The sequence below is a fragment of the Hydrogenophaga luteola genome (assembly GCF_042648585.1).
Lineage (GTDB): Bacteria > Pseudomonadota > Gammaproteobacteria > Burkholderiales > Burkholderiaceae_C > Hydrogenophaga > Hydrogenophaga luteola.
In genome coordinates this window covers 24,890-42,057 of the sequence record NZ_JBHRXX010000005.1, presented here as the reverse complement: position 1 = coordinate 42,057, position 17,168 = coordinate 24,890, and the positions used below count along the sequence as shown (strand labels likewise).

At 68.8% G+C, this 17,168-nt stretch carries 16 protein-coding genes and 1 riboswitch; of the genes, 10 read left to right on the top strand and 6 right to left on the bottom strand.

Translation table 11 applies throughout. The annotated features are described in order from the left end of the window. Positions 1-3: 3 nt before the first annotated feature. The gene (locus ACFOPI_RS10270) at positions 4-423 is read left to right on the top strand and encodes an Lrp/AsnC family transcriptional regulator (RefSeq protein WP_382173544.1); all 420 of its coding nucleotides are present in this window, start codon (positions 4-6) and stop codon (positions 421-423) included. 45 nt (positions 424-468) lie between these two features. Here the strand turns inward: ACFOPI_RS10270 and ACFOPI_RS10265 are convergent, their stop codons facing one another. Next, positions 469-1,179 (bottom strand): hypothetical protein, encoded by a 711-nt coding sequence (locus ACFOPI_RS10265; protein ID WP_382173542.1) that lies wholly within the window; start codon positions 1,177-1,179, stop codon positions 469-471. 155 nt (positions 1,180-1,334) lie between these two features. Here ACFOPI_RS10265 and ACFOPI_RS10260 point away from each other — a divergent pair, with 155 nt between their 5' ends. Both ACFOPI_RS10260 and ACFOPI_RS10255 read left to right on the top strand, forming a co-directional pair. Continuing rightward, positions 1,335-2,279, top strand: coding sequence for a DUF6502 family protein (locus ACFOPI_RS10260; RefSeq protein ID WP_382173541.1), 945 nt, complete (start codon positions 1,335-1,337; stop codon positions 2,277-2,279). After that, entirely contained in the window at positions 2,276-3,751 is a 1,476-nt protein-coding gene (locus ACFOPI_RS10255) for a DUF5666 domain-containing protein (protein ID WP_382173539.1), read from the top strand. The genes ACFOPI_RS10260 and ACFOPI_RS10255 overlap by 4 nt, the downstream gene beginning before the upstream one ends. A 7-nt stretch (positions 3,752-3,758) precedes the next feature. Here the strand turns inward: ACFOPI_RS10255 and ACFOPI_RS10250 are convergent, their stop codons facing one another. Next, on the bottom strand, positions 3,759-6,059 hold the full coding sequence (locus ACFOPI_RS10250) for an ATP-dependent DNA helicase (protein ID WP_382173537.1): 2,301 nt from the start codon (positions 6,057-6,059) through the stop codon (positions 3,759-3,761). A 67-nt stretch (positions 6,060-6,126) separates the two neighbouring features. Here ACFOPI_RS10250 and ACFOPI_RS10245 point away from each other — a divergent pair, with 67 nt between their 5' ends. From ACFOPI_RS10245 to ACFOPI_RS10230, 4 genes are all read left to right on the top strand, one after another. Next, the gene (locus ACFOPI_RS10245; protein WP_382173536.1) at positions 6,127-6,948 is read left to right on the top strand and encodes a hypothetical protein; all 822 of its coding nucleotides are present in this window, start codon (positions 6,127-6,129) and stop codon (positions 6,946-6,948) included. A gap of 29 nt (positions 6,949-6,977) precedes the next feature. Next, positions 6,978-7,145, top strand: a riboswitch (yybP-ykoY riboswitch). Between the two features lie 17 nt (positions 7,146-7,162). Beyond that, positions 7,163-7,741 carry a TMEM165/GDT1 family protein gene (locus ACFOPI_RS10240; protein WP_382173534.1) on the top strand — a complete coding sequence of 193 codons (579 nt, stop codon included), beginning with the start codon at positions 7,163-7,165 and terminating at the stop codon, positions 7,739-7,741. A gap of 92 nt (positions 7,742-7,833) precedes the next feature. After that, a complete protein-coding gene (locus tag ACFOPI_RS10235; protein WP_382173532.1) occupies positions 7,834-8,637 on the top strand; it encodes an ABC transporter permease in 804 nt (267 codons plus the stop codon). A gap of 3 nt (positions 8,638-8,640) precedes the next feature. Next, positions 8,641-9,390, top strand: coding sequence for an ABC transporter ATP-binding protein (locus tag ACFOPI_RS10230; RefSeq protein WP_382173530.1), 750 nt, complete (start codon positions 8,641-8,643; stop codon positions 9,388-9,390). 87 nt (positions 9,391-9,477) lie between these two features. Here ACFOPI_RS10230 and ACFOPI_RS10225 read toward each other — a convergent pair whose 3' ends face one another. The 4 genes from ACFOPI_RS10225 to ACFOPI_RS10210 form a co-directional block, all read right to left on the bottom strand. Then, positions 9,478-9,690: a SlyX family protein gene (locus tag ACFOPI_RS10225; RefSeq protein WP_382173528.1), complete on the bottom strand. Its 213-nt coding sequence runs from the start codon at positions 9,688-9,690 to the stop codon at positions 9,478-9,480. Continuing rightward, positions 9,687-10,607, bottom strand: a complete 921-nt coding sequence (gene cysK, locus ACFOPI_RS10220) for a cysteine synthase A (protein WP_382173527.1) — start codon at positions 10,605-10,607, stop codon at positions 9,687-9,689. The genes ACFOPI_RS10225 and cysK overlap by 4 nt, the downstream gene beginning before the upstream one ends. After that, on the bottom strand, positions 10,604-11,023 hold the full coding sequence (gene msrB, locus ACFOPI_RS10215) for a peptide-methionine (R)-S-oxide reductase MsrB (protein WP_382173525.1): 420 nt from the start codon (positions 11,021-11,023) through the stop codon (positions 10,604-10,606). Before msrB ends, cysK begins: the two co-directional genes overlap by 4 nt. A gap of 71 nt (positions 11,024-11,094) precedes the next feature. Further along, positions 11,095-12,693, bottom strand: coding sequence for an MFS transporter (locus ACFOPI_RS10210; RefSeq protein WP_382173523.1), 1,599 nt, complete (start codon positions 12,691-12,693; stop codon positions 11,095-11,097). A 212-nt stretch (positions 12,694-12,905) separates the two neighbouring features. On the opposite strand from ACFOPI_RS10210, the gene ACFOPI_RS10205 reads away from it, so the two are divergent. The 3 genes from ACFOPI_RS10205 to ACFOPI_RS10195 all read left to right on the top strand — a co-directional run bounded on the left by ACFOPI_RS10205 (position 12,906) and on the right by ACFOPI_RS10195 (position 17,164). Next, positions 12,906-14,549, top strand: coding sequence for a 3-(methylthio)propionyl-CoA ligase (locus tag ACFOPI_RS10205; RefSeq protein ID WP_382173522.1), 1,644 nt, complete (start codon positions 12,906-12,908; stop codon positions 14,547-14,549). A 138-nt stretch (positions 14,550-14,687) separates the two neighbouring features. Further along, positions 14,688-15,917 carry a branched-chain amino acid ABC transporter substrate-binding protein gene (locus ACFOPI_RS10200; protein ID WP_382173520.1) on the top strand — a complete coding sequence of 410 codons (1,230 nt, stop codon included), beginning with the start codon at positions 14,688-14,690 and terminating at the stop codon, positions 15,915-15,917. A 224-nt stretch (positions 15,918-16,141) separates the two neighbouring features. Continuing rightward, complete coding sequence (locus ACFOPI_RS10195) at positions 16,142-17,164, top strand: branched-chain amino acid ABC transporter permease (protein ID WP_382173518.1); 1,023 nt, start codon at positions 16,142-16,144, stop codon at positions 17,162-17,164. Positions 17,165-17,168 lie beyond the last annotated feature (4 nt).

Genomic DNA, 17,168 nt, shown 5'->3' with positions numbered 1-17,168 from the left:
ATCATGGACGACCTCGACCAACGCCTCATCGCCCTGCTGCGCCAGGACGCGCGCCTTTCGGTGGCCGACCTGGCCCACAAGCTGCAGGTCTCGCGCGGCACGGTCACCAACCGGCTGCGCAAGCTCGAAGACACGCAGGTGATCGTGGGCTACACGGTGCGTCTCAAGCCCGAGGCGCAGCCCGAGCGCATCCGCGCCTGGATGGGGGTGCAGGTGGAAGGCAACCGCACGCGCGAGGTGATCGCCAGCCTGCTGGGCGAACCCTCGGTTTCGGCCCTGCACGACACCAACGGCCGCTGGGACCTGCTGGCCGAGCTGGCGGTGGGGTCCATGGCCGAGCTGTCGCAGGCGCTTGAGCGCATCCGCCTGCTGTCCGGCATCCGTGGCACCGAGACCAGCATCCTGCTGACCTCGTACCGCTGACAAGAAGCCCGGCCGAAGCCGGGCTGTGCGAAGCAGGGGCGCGGATCAGGAACCCACCTGGGCGGCCAGATCGTCCAGGCCGGTGTGGCGGATGTGGCCCGGGGCGTCGTCCTGGCCACGACCGCGGCCATTGGGCTTGGGCTTGTTCTGGCCGGGGGCGTTGACGGTCCCAATGGTGTTCAGGCCCGGCGCCGTCAGGGTGCCGCGGGCGCGCACGCGGCCATCGCTGTCGTCCGGCGCGTCCACGCCGTTGTCTTCAACGCCGCGGGGGCGGTCCCGGCCGCTGACATGGCCGTCGGCATGGTGGTTCGGGCCGTCGTCGGCACCGCGGCCGCGGCGGCCACCGTCCGAGCTGCTGCTCGACGAAGACGATGAGCTGCTGCTGGACGACGAGGACGAGCTGCCGCCGTCGTCACCCCCGCGGCCGCGCCCACGCCCCCGGCCGCTGTCGCCAGAGCTGCCGCCGCCGTTCGAGGCGGATGAACCACCCGTCGAACCGCTGGACGACGACGAGTTGCGGCCGCCGTCGTCGCTTCCGCGGCCACGACCACCATCGTCACCGCCGCGACCGCGGCCACGGCCGCCGTCGGCGCTGGAACCGCCGCCGGACGAGCCGGACGACGCCGACGAGCCCTTGGAATCGCCGCCGCGGCCGCGACCGGAGTCGCCGTCCTTGGCCAGCACGGCGCTGGAAGCCAGGCCCAGCGCGATGGCTGCGACCAGGGTGGCGATCCGGGATTTTGTGAAAGTGAACATGGCGTGCTCCTGAAGTGTGTGAACGGGTGGGGGACCGAGTCATGCGCGGAGGACATGCCTCTCACGCAGGACTCCAGTATGTGTGGGAAAATTTCCCACGTCAATGGTTTGTGTGAATTTTTCCCACATGAAGTGTTAAACTTCGTGTCAGTCCCGTGAATCCCAACGACGCCTCTTCCATGCCCGAGTCCGAGCGCGAACCGTCTCCAGCCCTGCGGGGTGCCGCTCCCGGCGGGCCGTCGCCCGCCCTGGTGCGTGCGCTGCGCAAGCTGCTGCGGCCGCTGGTCCGCCTCATGCTGGCGCACGGCATCACCTACACCTACCTGGCCGACCTGCTCAAGGGACTGTTCGTCGAAGTGGCGGAGCAGGACTTCCGGCTCGATGACAAGCCGCCGACCGACAGCAGGGTCAGCCTGGTCAGCGGCGTTCACCGCAAGGATGTGGCACGACTGCGCGGCCTGCTGGCCAGCGCCGAGGCGATCGAATCGTCGGTGGTGCCGCGCGGTGCCCAGCTGGTGGCGCACTGGATGGGCAACCCGAGGTACCTGCTGGAGGACGGCAGCCCACGGCCACTGGCGCGCCTGGTCAGCGAAGGCGGGGAGCTGTCGTTCGAGGCGCTGGTCGCCAGCGTGAACAGCGACATCCGCTCGCGGGTGGTGCTTGACGAATGGCTGAGCCTGGGCGTGGTTCATCTGGACGACCTGGGTCGCGTATGCCTCAACACGGCCGCCTTCGTGCCGTCGCGAGGCGCCGACGAAAAGGCGTTCTATCTCGGCCACAACCTGCACGACCATGCCTCGGCTGCAGTGCACAACCTGCTGGCTGGTCAGCCGCCGTTCATGGAGCGCAGCGTGCACTACAACGGGCTCACGCCGGCTTCGGTGGAGCGGCTGAACAAGATGTCCGAGCAGTCGGGCATGAAGGTCCTGCTGGCGATCAACAAGGCGGCCATGGACGCCGAGGCGCAGGACCAGGCGGATGCCGCTCGGGACGGCCTGCCGCCGCCCGACCAGCGCTTCACCTTCGGCATGTACTTCTTCAGCGAGCGCAGCGCCCCGCCGCCGGCACCCGCGTCCACCGACGAGCAGGAAGCCGCATGAAGCTGCCCGTTTGCCCGACGCGCCGGTGGGTCCTGCCGCTGTTGCTGGCGCTGTCCGGCTGTGGCGGCATGGCGCCGCTGCACCAGACCCCAGGCGCCGCGGCCTGCAGCGTGGCCTCGCTGAGCAACCCGGCCGCCGAACCGTCGGGCATCGGGGGCACCGGCGCGCCAGCGGTGCGCGGGCCGGACCCCGGGGGCATCGGCGGCACAGGCCAGGTCGCCAAGGGCAATGGCATCGGCGGTACGGGCCGACCGGTGCTGGCCGGCGAGGAGGGCCTGGGCGGCACGGGCATCGTGGGCGTGGTCACCGGTTTTGCGAGCATCTGTGTGAACGGCATCGAGGTCGAGTACGGGCCGTCGACGCCGGTGGAACGTGGGGGCCAATCCAGCCGGCTCGGTGACCTGGCGGTGGGACAGCTGGTGGCCCTGCAGGCGGGCGGCACGGGTGACCAGCTGCTGGCCTCCCGGATCGTGGTGATCGACGCCGCCGTCGGCCCGCTGACCGCGCTGGACGCTGCGGCCGGCCGCTTCGAGGTGATGGGCCAGGTCGCCACCGCGCTGGAGCGCAGCGATCTCCAGGGGCTGGTGGTCGGTGACTGGGTGCGTGTCAGCGGTCAGAGGATCTCCAGCGGCGAGATCCGCGCGACACGGGTGCAGCGGGCGATCGCCGGCCAGGCGGTGGTCACCGGTCCGTATGCGTCGTCGGGCGCCGGTGGTGCGCGCGTGGGTGACACGCCGCTGACCCTTTCATCGCCGCCGGATGGTGTCGTGCCAGGGCAGGAAGTCGGCGTGCGCGGCCAGTGGGTCGACGGGCGGCTCCAGGTGCAGGCGCTGCAGGTGCAGCCCACCCGGGCCGCCGTGGCCGGCAGCCGGGAGGTCCTGCTCCAGGGCTATGTGCATAGGCTCAGCGGCCGCGAGCTGCAGCTGGGCTACGAGTCCTTGGTGCTGGACGAACGCTCCCGCATCGAAGGCGGCGACCTGGGAGCCTTGCGCGTCGACCAGCCGGTCCAGGTGCGGGGGCGGGTGGACGAGCGCCAGCGCCTGCTGGTCGAGCGGCTCGAGTTGCGCAGCGAGGGCCGGCGCGGCGAGCGCGAGCGCCAGGCAGCTCCGGCCGGTGCCACCACCACGCCGGCCACCGCCGGCAACAACAGCACCACCGGCAGCGGTTCCGACGACAGCGGCCGCGGACGCGGGCGCGGTCGGGGGGGCCGAGACGGCGGTGGCGGTGATTCGGGCAGCAGTGGCTCTTCCGGCAGCGGTTCCGGTGGGGACTCCGGTGGCGACAGCGGGCGGGGTCGGGGCCGCGGTCGGGGCGGCGACAGTGGTTCGTCCGGCAGCGGCTCATCGGGCAGTGGTTCTTCCGGCAGCGGTTCTTCCGGAAGTGGGTCCTCTGGCAGCAGTTCGTCGGGCAGCGGCGACTCTGGCGGGGATTCCGGTCGTGGCCGCGGCCGGGGGCGTGGCGGGCGCGACTGAGGTTTGGTCAGGGGCGGGGCGCCACCTCGATCCGCCACCAGGACGGGAGCAGGCGCCGCACCTCGGCGCGGGCAAAGCGGTCGTCCAGCAGCCAGACACAGCCCCGGTCCTGCTCGGAGCGGATCACCCGCCCGGCCGCCTGGACCACCCGCATCAGGCCCGGGAACAGGTAGGTGTGGTCGTAGCCATGGCCGGTGCGCTGTTGCAGCCGCTCGCGCATGCGTTCGTTCTCGGCGTTGACCTGGGGCAGCCCCAGGGTGGCGATGAAGGCGCCCACCAGCCGCTCGCCCGGCAGGTCGATGCCTTCGCCGAAGGCGCCGCCCAGCACGGCGAAGCCAACGCCCTGGCCGCCTTCGACGAAGCGCGCGACAAAGGCGTCGCGCTCGGGCTCTTCCATGCCGCGTGTCTGCGCCCAGTGCGGCAGGTCCGGGTGCCGCTGCGCCAGCCGCTGCCGGGCCAGGTCCAGGTACTCGAAGCTGCTGAAGAAGGCCAGGTAGTTGCCGGGACGCTCGTGGAACTGGGTGCCGATGACGTCGACCAGCGCGTCCAGCGAGCGCAGCCGGTCGGGGTAGCGGGTCGAGATCCAGGGTGCGATGCGTACCCGCAACTGCTCGGCCGCGAACGGCGAGGGCAGGTCGACATGGACCGCGTCGGTCGGCAGACCGAGCATCTCCTTCACATGCTCCACGGGTGACAGCGTCGCCGAGAACAGGGTGGCGCTGTGCGCCGTCGCCCAGCGTGCCTCAAGCCAGGGCGCAGGCACCACGTTGCGGATGCGCAGCGTCGGCAGGCGCCGGCCGCGCCCACCCGGTGGCGCGGCCCAGGGCCCCGCCTCGCACAGCGAGTGCTCGCCGAAGCCTTCGGCGATGCGCACGAAATGCATCGCCTCGAACACCCAGTTCTGCAGCGCCGGGTCGGGCGTGGGGCCAGGCTGCGGGGCCAGCAGGTCGAGCAGGGTGTTGCAGGTGTTCTGCAGGCTGAGCAGCCAGTCGTCCGGCAGGCCATCGGCCAGCGCCTGCGCGCCTTCGGCCGGCGGCAGGTCGCGGGCGAAGGCGCTCCAGCGCCGGTGCAGGGCGTCCAGGGCCTTGCGAATGTCCGGGGGCGCCTCGTGCCGCAGGCGCAGGAATTCGTGTGCGTTCAGCGTGGCGCTGTACATGCTGCGTGCGCGGTCGATGAGGTTGTGCGCCTCGTCCACCAGCAGCGCTGCGCGCCAGCCCTGGTCCTCGGCCAGCGCGAACCAGTGCGCGCCCACATCGAACCAGTGGTTGTAGTCGCCCACCAGCACGTCGCACCAGCGCTGCATTTCCTGGCCCAGGTAATAGGGGCAGACACCGTGTTCCAGCGCCAGCGCGCGCAGGCGGTCGCGGTCCAGCCAGGCGACCCGTGCCGCTTCTGCGCGCGCGGCCGGGAGCCGGTCGTAGAAGCCGCGCGCCAGCGGGCAGGACTCGCCGTGGCAGGCCTTGTCGGGGTGCTCGCATGCCTTGTCGCGCGCCACGCGCTCCAGCACCCGCAGCGGCAGGCGCGTGGCGGCACCCAGGCGCTCCAGCGCGTCCAGCGCCAGCTGCCGGCCGGTGGTGCGGGCGGTGAGGAAGAGCAGGCGGTCGGTGCTCTGGCCGGGCATCGCGCGCAGGCTGGCGAACACCGTGGCCATGGTCTTGCCGATGCCGGTGGGCGCCTGCGCCAGCAGGTGGCGTGCGCGGACGTTGGCGCGGTACACGTCGGCCGCCAGTTCGCGCTGCCCGGTGCGGAACGCAGGGAAGGGAAAGGTCAGCGCCGACAGGGCCTCGTCCCTTGCGTGCCGATGCAGCTGATCGGCCCGGGCCCAGGCGAAATACCGCTCGCACAGCTCCTCGAAGAAGTCCCGCAGCGCGTCGGCGGTCCAAGTCTCGGTCAGCACCGTTTCCTGCCCGCTGTCGATGTCGAAGTAGACCAGGGCCACCTCGATCTGCTCCAGCCCCAGCTGTTCGCAGAGCATCCAGCCGTAGATGCGGGCCTGCGCCCAGTGCAGGGCCTGGTGGTTGGCCGGCACCTCACTCGCGTGGCCGCGGCGGGTCTTGATCTCTTCGACCCGCCGGGTGGCGGGGTCGAACCCGTCGGCCCGGCCTTGCACCAGCAGTGGGCCGAAGCGGGCGCTCAGCGCCAGCTCGCGCTGGTAGCCGGCGCCGCGCCGCGCGGTCACGGTCTGGTGCCCCGCGATGCCTTCGACACCGGTCGGCGAGGGCGTGAAGCGCAGGTCCAGGTCGCCGCTGCGCGCGGTGAAATGGCACAGCGTGCGCACCGACACGGCGATGTCGACGACCGGAAACATGGGCGGATGAACCAAGGGAAACACCAGGGGGAGCTGGTCATCGTACTGGATATATAGTCAGTTCATCATGGATGACGCATCCGATTCCCCACACGACCCTGGCCCTGTGCTCACGCGCATCCACCACCGGCGCCTGCGCGAGATCCACCGCTCGGCCGGCTGGCCCTGCCAGGACATGGTCGAGGTGGAACTGCTGGCCGCGGGGTTGCTGGAGCGTCGGCTGGATCAGGGGCGGGAGACGCTGCGCCTGACCGAAGCCGGTATCCAGGTGCTGGCGCGGGTGTTCGCCGGCAACAAGGCAGCGCGCTCGGCCCACGAGGCCCTGGTGGAACAGGTGGCCACCGCGATGGCCCGGTCCGGACGCCTGGCCTGGCGCGGGCTGGCGCTGCGGGTGGCGCTGCCCATGGAGCTGCTGATCAGTGAGTCGTCCGAGCTGGTTGCCGCCGAGCCGGGGCCGCAGGGGCTCTGGGCCGAGCTGGCCACGCCCGAGCCGCCCCCGGCCCACGGCTGGTGCATGGCCTGTCCCGACGTGTTCTCGATCCGTCACAGCTCGGTCGAGGCCTATCTTGAACCGGTGGTGCACGAGATCAAGGTGCACCGCTCGGATTTGCTGGGAGACCTCCGGCGGCCGGCCAAGCGCGCCGCCTACCTGGGCATGGCGGGTGCCTGCTGGTACGTGCTCGGGGAAGACGCCAAAGGCCGGCCGATCGGTGAGCCCGACGAAATCCCGGCCGAGTGCGGCGTGATGCTGGTCGAGCGCGGCGTGCTGCGGGTGGCTCGCGAGGCGCCGCGGCGTGCCATGGAGCGGCTGCCGTTCCACGTGTGGATGGCCCTGGCCAAGGCCGGCCCGGCCTGGCGCGAGGACGACCCGTCGCAACAGGCGCTCTGAGGGGGTGCCCTGGCGGCGCCGGCTACAATCGCCCGGTCATTGGGGAGTAGCCGCTCTTCACCCTGAAGAGGCCCGCGTCAACACACTTGTCCGTTCCCGGACATGGCGCAGGCAGTCCCGCACCTGGCAAGACCTTTGACCACGATGCTCCGCATGAGGCCGGGGTGCGTCGTGGTCAAACGCGTTCTGTGCCGGCCCGTGAAAGTATCCCCACATGGAATCTCTGCTCGTCTCCACCGGCGTTGTTGCGCTCGCTGAAATCGGCGACAAGACACAACTGCTCGCCTTCATCCTGGCCGCGCGCTTCAAGAAGCCCGTGCCGATCATCGCCGGCATCCTGCTGGCCACCATCGTCAACCACGGTCTGGCCGGCGCGCTGGGGGCGTGGATCACCGCGCAGGTGAACCCCGAGATCCTGCGCTGGGTGCTGGGTGCCTCGTTCATTGGCATGGCGATCTGGACCCTGATCCCCGACAAGATCGAGGAAGAGGAAACCCAGGTGGCGCAGAAGCTGGGCGTGTTCGGGGCCACGCTGATCACCTTCTTCCTGGCCGAGATGGGCGACAAAACGCAGATCGCCACCGTGGCCATGGCGGCGCACTACGCGACGCCGCTGCTGGTGGTGATCGGCACCACCCTGGGCATGCTGATCGCCGACGTGCCGGCGGTGTTTGTCGGCGACCGCCTGGCCAACAAGATCCCGATGAAGCTGGTGCACTCCATCGCCGCCGGCATCTTTGCCGTGCTGGGGGTGGCGACCCTGCTGGGGGCTGGTTCCAGTCTCGGCTTCTGACCGGCGCCAGGCGGGTCGGGGCGCCTATGGTAGCCTCGCGCCCGGTATTTCAAGGCAGAGCGCGGGTGATACCGCGCAGGAATCAGGACACCATGGGTTCAGTCGGGGACTGGCGCCAGGCGCCAGCGGTGCGGGACATTGCCGCCGGGCTCAAGAGCTGGCCCATCGTCAGCTTCATGGCGCTGAGCGACGTGCGCGCCCGCTACAAGCGCAGCGTGCTGGGGCCCCTGTGGCTGACGCTGGGCACGGCCATCGGATCCATGGGGCTGGGCCTGCTCTGGAGCGAGCTGATGAAGGTGCCGGCGGCGCAGTTCGTGCCGACGCTCACCGCGGGCCTCATCCTGTGGCAGTTCATCGCAGGCGTGCTGAGTGAATCGAGCACGGTCTACGCGCGCCAGGCCTCGGTGATCCGCAACCTGAGCCTGCCGCTGTCGATCTACCCGCCCCAGCTCGTGCTGCGCCACCTGGTGAACCTGGTGCACAACCTGCCCATCTTCCTGATCGTGGCGCTGGTGTACGGCGTGCCGGTGAGCTGGCACACGCTGCTGGTTGTGCCGGCCATGCTGCTGCTGACCCTCAACCTCTACTGGGTGTGTGTGGTGGTCAGCATCCTGGGCGCCCGCTTCCGCGACCTGGAATACATCATCGGTGCGGTGCTGCCCCTGCTGATGTTCATCAGCCCGGTGTTCTACCGGCCCAACTACCTGCCGTTCAGCGAGACGATCCTCTGGTTCAACCCGCTGTCGCACGCCATCGAGCTGGTGCGCTCGCCGCTGCTGGGGCATGCGCCGCCCGATTTCGTGATCTGGTCCAACCTGGGTGGCCTGGCGCTGGGGCTGTGCCTGGCGTTCTGGCTGTTCAACAACAAGCGCGACCGCATCGCGTTCTGGATCTGAACCATGGCGCGCCTGACCCTGAAGAACGTAACGGTCCAGTACCCGATCTACAACAGCCGCAGCTTCTCGCTGCGCAACCAGATCATGCGGGTGAGCACCGGCGGGCGCATCGAGAGCGAGGCCGGGCAGGTGAGCGTGGTGACTGCGCTCAAGGATGTGTCCTTCGACCTGCGCGACGGCGACGCGGTGGCGCTGATGGGGCACAACGGCGCCGGCAAGAGCACCATGCTGCGCACCCTGGCGGGGGTCTACACGCCGATCTCGGGCCAGATCGTGCGAGAAGGCCGCGTCTCGACCATGCTCGAACTCGGCGCCGGCATCGACGGCGAACTCTCCGGCTACGAGAACATCACCCGCATGGGGGTGTTGCTGGGCATGAGCCTCAAGGAGATCGAAGCCCATGTGCCCGACATCGAGCAGTTCTGCCAGCTCGGCGACTTCCTGCGGCTGCCGGTGCGCACCTACTCGTCGGGCATGTCGACCCGTTTGATGTTCGCGGTGGCGACCACGGTCCAGCCCGACATCCTGCTGGTCGATGAGATCTTCGGCATGGGCGATGCCGAGTTCCAGGTCAACGCCAAGCGGCGCATGGAGAGCCTGATCGAGAAGGTCGGCATCTTCGTCTTCGCCACCCACAACGACGAGCTGATCGAGCGCTACTGCAACCGCTTCTTCCGTCTGGAGCACGGCCACGTGCGCGAGATGACGCGCGACGAAGCCCTGGCCGCCCACTACGCGGCCACCGGTCGCTGAGCGCACAAACGATCCGGCGCCGGCCGCCCCAAGCCGGATCCGCCCCCGCGGGGGCAGCGACCCGCGCAGCGGCGGAGCGTGGGGGCCTCAGTAATGCGGCGGCAGCTCGTCGCGCAGGCTGCGGAAGGCCGGCGGCTGCGACTCGTCGTTGCGCTGTCGCAGCTGGGCGACCTCGTGGATCAGCATCGCGATCTGGTCGTGCTGGCGCGCCACCATGGTGTTGAGCGTGTCGACCAGGTCTTCCAGATAGACGAGCTTGATCTCCAGCTGCGTCAACCGCTCGTCGGTGAGTTCGCTCATGCCGGCAGGAAACCGTCGACCGACAGGTACCGTTCGCCGGTGTCGTAGTTGAAGCCCAGCACCTTGGCGCCGGCCGGCAACTCGGGCAGCTTCTGCGCGATGGCCTGCAGCGTGGCGCCGGAGGAGATGCCGACCAGCATGCCTTCCTCGCGAGCGCAGCGGCGGGCCATCTCGCGCGCCGGTTCGGCGTCGACCTGGATCACGCCGTCCAGCAGCTCGGTTTTGAGGTTGCCGGGGATGAAGCCGGCGCCGATGCCCTGGATCGGGTGGGGCGCCGGGCTGCCGCCGGAGATCACGGGCGAGGCCACCGGTTCGACCGCATACACCTTGAGCTGGGGCCACGCCGCCTTGAGAACCTGGGCGCAGCCACTGAGGTGGCCACCGGTGCCGACGCCGGTGATCAGCACGTCCAGGCCTTCGGGGAAGTCGGCCAGGATTTCCTGCGCAGTGGTCTTGGCATGCACCTCGATGTTGGCCGGGTTGTCGAACTGCATCGGCATCCAGGCGCCGGGCGTGCTTGCGACGATTTCCTGCGCGCGGGCGATCGAACCCTTCATGCCCTTCTCGCGCGGCGTTAGGTCGAAGCTGGCGCCATAGGCCAGCATCAGGCGGCGGCGCTCGATGCTCATGCTGTCGGGCATCACCAGGATGAGCTTGTAGCCCTTGACCGCGGCCACCATGGCCAGGCCGATGCCGGTGTTGCCCGAGGTGGGCTCGACGATGGTTCCGCCCGGCTTGAGCGCGCCCGAGGCCTCGGCGTCTTCCACCATCGACAACGCGATGCGGTCCTTGATCGAGCCGCCCGGGTTGCTGCGCTCGGACTTGATCCACACGCTCTGGCTGGCTTCCGCAAACAGGCGGTTGATGCGGATGTGCGGCGTGCCGCCGATGGTCTGGAGGATGTTCTGGGCTTTCATTCGGGGTCCTTGGGTTGCAGGTCGATGGAGGCGGAATTCATGCAGTAGCGCAGGCCACTGGGGGCCGGGCCGTCCTCGAACACGTGACCGAGGTGGGCGCCGCACTGGCTGCACACGGTTTCGGTGCGGACCATGCCGTGGCTGTGGTCGGTGATCTCGGTGATGGCGCCGGGGATGGCCTTCCAGAAGCTGGGCCAGCCGCAGCCGGCGTCGAACTTGGTGCCCGAGTCGAACAGGTGGTTGCCGCAGCAGATGCAGTGGTAGCTGCCGTCTGCCCAGACCTGTTCGTACTTGCCCGTGAACGGGCGCTCGGTGTAGGCGTGCCTCGTGACCTGGAAGGCCGCGGGTTCGGCGCCTTTCTCTGCGAGCAGCTCGCGCCACTCGGCCTCGGTTTTCTGGATCGGGAAATTGCTCATGGCGGTGCTCCGGAACACCCGGGTCGGGGTGGAGCGGGCATTGTGCCTGCAGGGCCGTGAGCCTGCAGGCTTCAGCCCTGATCCACCGTGGTTTCCATCAGGCTGCGGCGCACCAGCGGCGGCGCCTCGCCGATGTGGAAGGCCAGCTTGCGCAGCCGCAGCGCCTCGTCCGCGGCGGTGACGCGCTCGAAACGCCGCAGGTGGTCGGTCCAGGATTCGTCCACGATCATTTCGACAAAGCGCCCCGGGTCGTTGAGGTCGTGCAGCAATTCCCAGGACAGCGCGCCATGGCGCAGCCGGCCACTGCGTCCCTCAGTGAGCATGAGCTCGCGGAATTCGGCGATCCGGGCCGGGTCGATCTGGTACTCGATGGTGATCAGCACGCGCCCGCCGGCCGGCGGCGCGTCGTTGGTGGGCAGCGTGAAAACCCTTCGGGGCGTGAGGTCCGCCGGCTGGCTGGTGTCTGGCCGCAAGCGGTTGACCCCCCACATGACGAGCAGGCCGGACACCGCGGCCATGCCCAGGCAAGTGCGCACGTCCGTGGCGGTGGCGATCTGGCCCCACAGCGCGGCGCCCGCGGCGCTGGCACCCATGATGGCCATCTGGTAGATGGACATGCCCCGCGCGCGGACCCAGTCCGGGAGGTTCATCTGCATGGTCACGCTCAGGGTGTTGGCAGTGGTGATCCACGCCGCCCCGCCGAGGAACATGGCGGGCACCGCGAGCCAGGGCGTGGTGACCGCCGCCATCGCCGCCATGGAGGCGGCCTGCAGCGCGGCCCCCCGGACGACCAGACCGTCGCGGCTGTAGCGGCTGCGCAACCGCGGCAGGAACGCCGTGGCGGCGATGGCGCCGGCCCCCATCGAGGCCAGCAGCAGGGTGAACATGCCGGCGCCGCCGCCGTCCATGCCGCGGGCCAGCAAGGGCAGCAGGGCCATCAGCGCGGTGGAGTGGAAAAAGAAGATGGCAATGCGCAGCAGCGCACCCTTGAGCGTGCCGGACTGCAGCACATGCTGCAGGCCCACCCGCATGGCGGACAGCAGACGCTCACGGCCGAGCGGGTTGGGCACATGCTCGCGCTGCCAGCGGCTGATGATCACCGCGGCACCGAGGGACAGCACGGCGTTGAGCAGGAAGACCCAGGCGCTGCCGGCGCTGGCGATCAGAGCGCCGGCCAGCAGCGGTCCGAGGATGCGGGACGCGTTCATCGACACCCCGTTGAGGGCCAGGGCCGCCGGCAGCTGCTGGCGCGGCACGAGTTCGGGAACGATGGCTGCGAACACCGGCCAGCGCATCGCCAGGCCGACGCCGTTGGCGAAGGTCAGGGCCAGCAGCACCATGGGGGACACCATGTCCAGGAACACCAGCACGCTCAGCACCGAGGCGACGGCTGCTACCCAGAGCTGCGTGACGAGGAAGTAGCGCTTGCGGTCCAGCCCGTCGGCCAGCGCGCCGCTGGGCAGACCCAGCAGGAAGACCGGCAGGGTCGAGGCGGTCTGGACCAGCGCCACCCAGATCGGCTTGTCGGTCAGCGAGGTCATCATCCAGGCCGCCGCCACATCGTTCATCCACATGCAGACGTTGGCGAACAGCCAGGCGACCCACAGCATGCGGAAGTCCAGGTGCTTCAGCGGTGCCAGGGGCGAGGTGTCGGGCGGGGAGTCGGGCATGCGCGGGAGGAGAAATTGGCAGCCTTCGACTCTGTCACAGGACGCGGCGGCGGGCCTACGTGGAAGTACGCAGAAGCGCCCTCGCGGAGTCCCGCGGAAGACGCCCAGACCGCCGGTCCATGCTGGGAAGCCCGCCCGGTTTCGGGCATGATGTGGGGTTTCAAAACGAACGACCGTTCTTTTTTTTGAGCGGCACATACAGGAGATACCCCATGCTGGGCCAGATGCAAAGCCAACCGCTGCTGATTTCCAACCTCATCGTCCATGCGGACCGCCACCACCACAGCACCGAAATCGTCTCGCGGCGGGTCGAGGGCGACATCCACCGCACCACCTGGGGCCAGATCGCAGCCCGCGCGCGCCGCGTGGCCAACGCGCTGGACAGTCTGCACCTGTCGTTCGGCGACCGCGTGGGCACCCTGGCCTGGAACGGCTACCGCCACCTGGAGCTGTATTTCGGCGTCAGCGGCTCGGGCCGCGTGCTGCACACGCTCAACCCACGACTGCACCCCGAGCAGTTGGTCTGGATCGTCAACCACGCCGACGACCGCGCCCTGTGCTTCGACATGAGCTTCCTGCCCCTGGTGCAGGCTGTGCACGCCAAGTGTCCGGGCGTCAAGCACTGGATCGCGCTGTGCGATGCCGACAAGCTGCCGGCCGACAGCGGCATCCCGAATCTGCACAGCTACGAGGCCTGGATCGGCGCCGCCGCCGACACCTACACCTGGCCCGAGTTCGACGAGAACTGTGCATCGAGCATGTGCTACACCAGCGGCACCACCGGCAACCCCAAGGGGGCCGTGTACTCGCACCGTTCCACGCTGCTGCACGCCTACGGTGCCGCGCTGCCCGACGCGCTGGGTTGCTCGGCGCGCGACGCCATCCTGCCCGTGGTGCCCATGTTCCACGTCAACGCCTGGGGCCTGCCGTACTCGGCCGCGGCCGTGGGCTGCAAGCTGGTGTTCCCCGGCCCGGCGCTGGACGGCAAATCGGTCTACGAGCTGATCGAGGGCGAACAGGTCACCATGGCCGCGGGCGTGCCCACGGTCTGGCAGATGCTGCTGGGCCACATGCAGGCCGGCGGACTCAAGTTCAGCACGCTCAAGCGCACCGTCATCGGCGGCTCGGCCTGTCCGCCGGCCATGATTGCGGCCTTCAACGACCAGTACGGTGTCGAGGTGCTGCACGCCTGGGGCATGACCGAGATGAGCCCGCTGGGCACGGTCTGCACGCTCAAGAACGCGCAGGTCGCGCTGCCGGCCGACGAGAAGATGAAGGTGCGCCTCAAGCAGGGCCGCAGCGTCTTCGGCGTGGACATGAAGATCGTCAACGAGCTGGGCGAAGAGCAGCCCTGGGACGGCAAGGCTTACGGCGACCTGCTGGTGCGTGGCCCCTGGATCATCGCCAGCTACTTCAAGGGCGAGGGCGGCGACCCGCTGCAGTACGACGCGGCCGGCCGCGGCTGGTTCCCTACCGGTGACGTGGCCACCATCGATGCCGACGGTTTCATGCAGATCACCGACCGCAGCAAGGACGTGATCAAGTCCGGCGGCGAGTGGATCAGCTCCATCGACGTCGAGAACATCGCCATGGCGCACCCCGCCGTGGCCATGGCCGCCTGCATCGGCATGAAGCACCCCAAGTGGGACGAGCGGCCCATCGTGGTGGTGGTGAAGAAGCCCGGCGCCGAGGTCACGCGCGAGGATCTGCTGGCCTTCTACGAAGGCAAGATCGCCAAGTGGCAGGTGCCCGACGACGTGGTGTTCGTCGACGCAATCCCGCTGGGCGCGACCGGGAAAATGCAGAAGATGACACTGCGCCAGCAGCTCGCCGGTTACAAGTTGCCGGGGCTCTGAAACCGTCGCTCAGGCGACCTGCGGCGCTACGGAAGTGCAAGCAGAGTCGCCTGTGCGATAGCGCCTAGGGCAATCCCTGAGCGCTGCACAAAGGTCCGGCGCTACGCTGGGGACTTCACTTTCTCCAGGAGATGTCACGTGAAGTTCGCACACCAGTCTGTCGCCGCCGCAGCCCTCGTCCTGGCATTCGGCGCCGCCCACGCCCAGAAGGGCGAGACCGTCAAGATCGCCTGGATCGACCCGCTCTCGGGCCTGATGGCGCCGGTCGGTTCGAACCAGCTCAAGAGCTTCCAGTTCTTCGCCGAGAAGTTCAGCGCCAACAACCCGGCGGGTGTGAAGTTCGAAGTCATCGGCCTCGACAACAAGCTCAGCCCGGCCGAGAGCCTGAACGCCTTCAAGGCCGCGCTGGACCAAGGCGTGCGCTACATCACCCAGGGCAACGGCTCGTCGGTGGCGGGTGCGCTGATCGACGCGGTCAACAAGCACAACGAGCGCAACCCGGGCAAGGAAGTCATCTTCCTGAACCACTCGGCCGTGGACCCCGACTTCACCAACAGCAAGTGCAGCTACTGGCACTTCCGCTTCGACGCCGACACCTCGATGAAGATGGAGGCGCTGACCACCTTCATGAAGGACAAGCCCGACGTCAAGAAGGTCTACCTGCTCAACCAGAACTACTCGCACGGCCACCAGGTTGCCAAGTTCGCCAAGGAGACCCTGGCCCGCAAGCGCCCAGATGTGCAGATCGTCGGGGAGGACCTGCACCCGCTGGCCCAGGTGCGCGACTTCGCACCCTACATCGCCAAGATCAAGGCCTCAGGCGCCGACACCGTGATCACCGGCAACTGGGGTTCCGACCTCGCGCTGCTGGTCAAGGCGGCCAACGAAGGCGGCTACACCGGCAAGTTCTACACCTACTACACCGGCGTCACCGGCACGCCGACCGCGCTGGGCACCGGTGCCGAAGGCCGCGTGTTCCAGATCGCCTACAACCACTACAACATGGGTGGCCAGGTGGGCAAGTGGGCCGACGAGTTCAAGGCCAAGTTCAAGGACGACTTCTACACCGGCTCGGTGATCCACATCTACAACGCGCTGGGCACGGCCATGGCCAAGGCCAAGTCGACCGACCCGGTGAAGGTGGCGGCCGCCATGGAGGGCCTGAAGTTCAACAGCTTCAGCGGCGAGGTGGAGATGCGCAAGCTGGATCACCAGCTGCAGCAGCCGCTGTTCCTGACCGTGTGGCAGAAGGCGGATGCCAAGTACCCCTACAGCCCGGAGAACACCGGAATGACGCTGGCGCCAGTGAAGGAGTTTCCGGCCTATGTGTCGAGCACGCCGACGAGCTGCGACATGAAGCGGCCCTGATCGGGCCCACCCCCGCGCCGCTTCGCGTCACCCCCTCAAGGGGGCAGCGCGAGCGGCCCGGCGGAGCCGGTTCCGCCGCGCTCTGGACTGAGGCACTTCGCGCCGGAGCCGACTGGGACTCTCATGAGAATCACATGGGCATGTTCCTGATGGTGTGAACGGCCATACTCGGTCCGTTTCGGTTCTTTCTCTCCCAACTCCTTCGCCCTCGAAAGGCCTGCTTCATGGAGTTCTTCATCATCTCCATGCTCAACGGCGTGAGCTATGGCTTGCTGCTGTTCATGTTGAGCTCGGGGCTGACGCTCATCTTCAGCATGATGGGCGTGCTCAATTTCGCGCATGCCAGCTTCTACATGGTCGGCGCCTATGTGGGCTACACGCTCTCGGGCCTGATCGGTTTCTGGCCGGCGCTGGTGGTCGCGCCGCTGGTGGTGGGCGCGCTGGGTGCGCTGTTCGAGCGGCTGTCGCTGCGCAAGGTGCACAAGTTCGGCCATGTGCCCGAGCTGCTGGTGACGTTCGGCCTGTCCTACATCGTGCTGGAACTGGTGCAGCTGGTCTGGGGCCGGACGGCGGTGGAGTTCGCGCCGCCCGAAGTGCTGCGGGGTCCGGCCTTCACGTTGGTGCACCACGCCAACGACAGCATCGGCATGGTGCTGGGCGCCGCCGGTCAGGCGGTCTGCAGCGCCGAGGGCGTGATCTGCACACCGTTCCCCGCCACGCGCGCCTTCATGATGGGCATCGCGGTGCTGATGTTGGTCTCGCTCTGGCTGCTGCTCACGCGCACGCGCATTGGCCTGGTGATCCAGGCGGCGCTGACTCACCCCGAGATGGTCGAGGCCCTGGGCCACAACGTGCCGCGGGTGTTCATGCTGGTGTTCGGCGCCGGCACGGGCCTGGCCGGGCTGGCCGGCGTGATCGGTGGCAGCACCTTCGTGACCGAACCGGCCATGGCCGCCACGGTGGGTTCGGTGATCTTCGTGGTGGTGGTGGTCGGCGGCATGGGCTCGCTCTCGGGCGCCTTCCTGGCCTCGCTGCTGATTGGTGTCATCCAGACATTCGCGGTTGGCCTGGACCACTCCTTCGTGAGCGTGGCGCAGCAACTGGGCATGCAGCTCTCGGACGCCACGCTGAACAACGCGGTGCTCAAGCTGACGCTGTCGCAGGTGGCGCCCATCCTGCCCTACCTGTTCCTGGTGCTGATCCTGATCTTCCGGCCCAAGGGTCTTCTGGGTACGCGAGAAGGCTGATCCG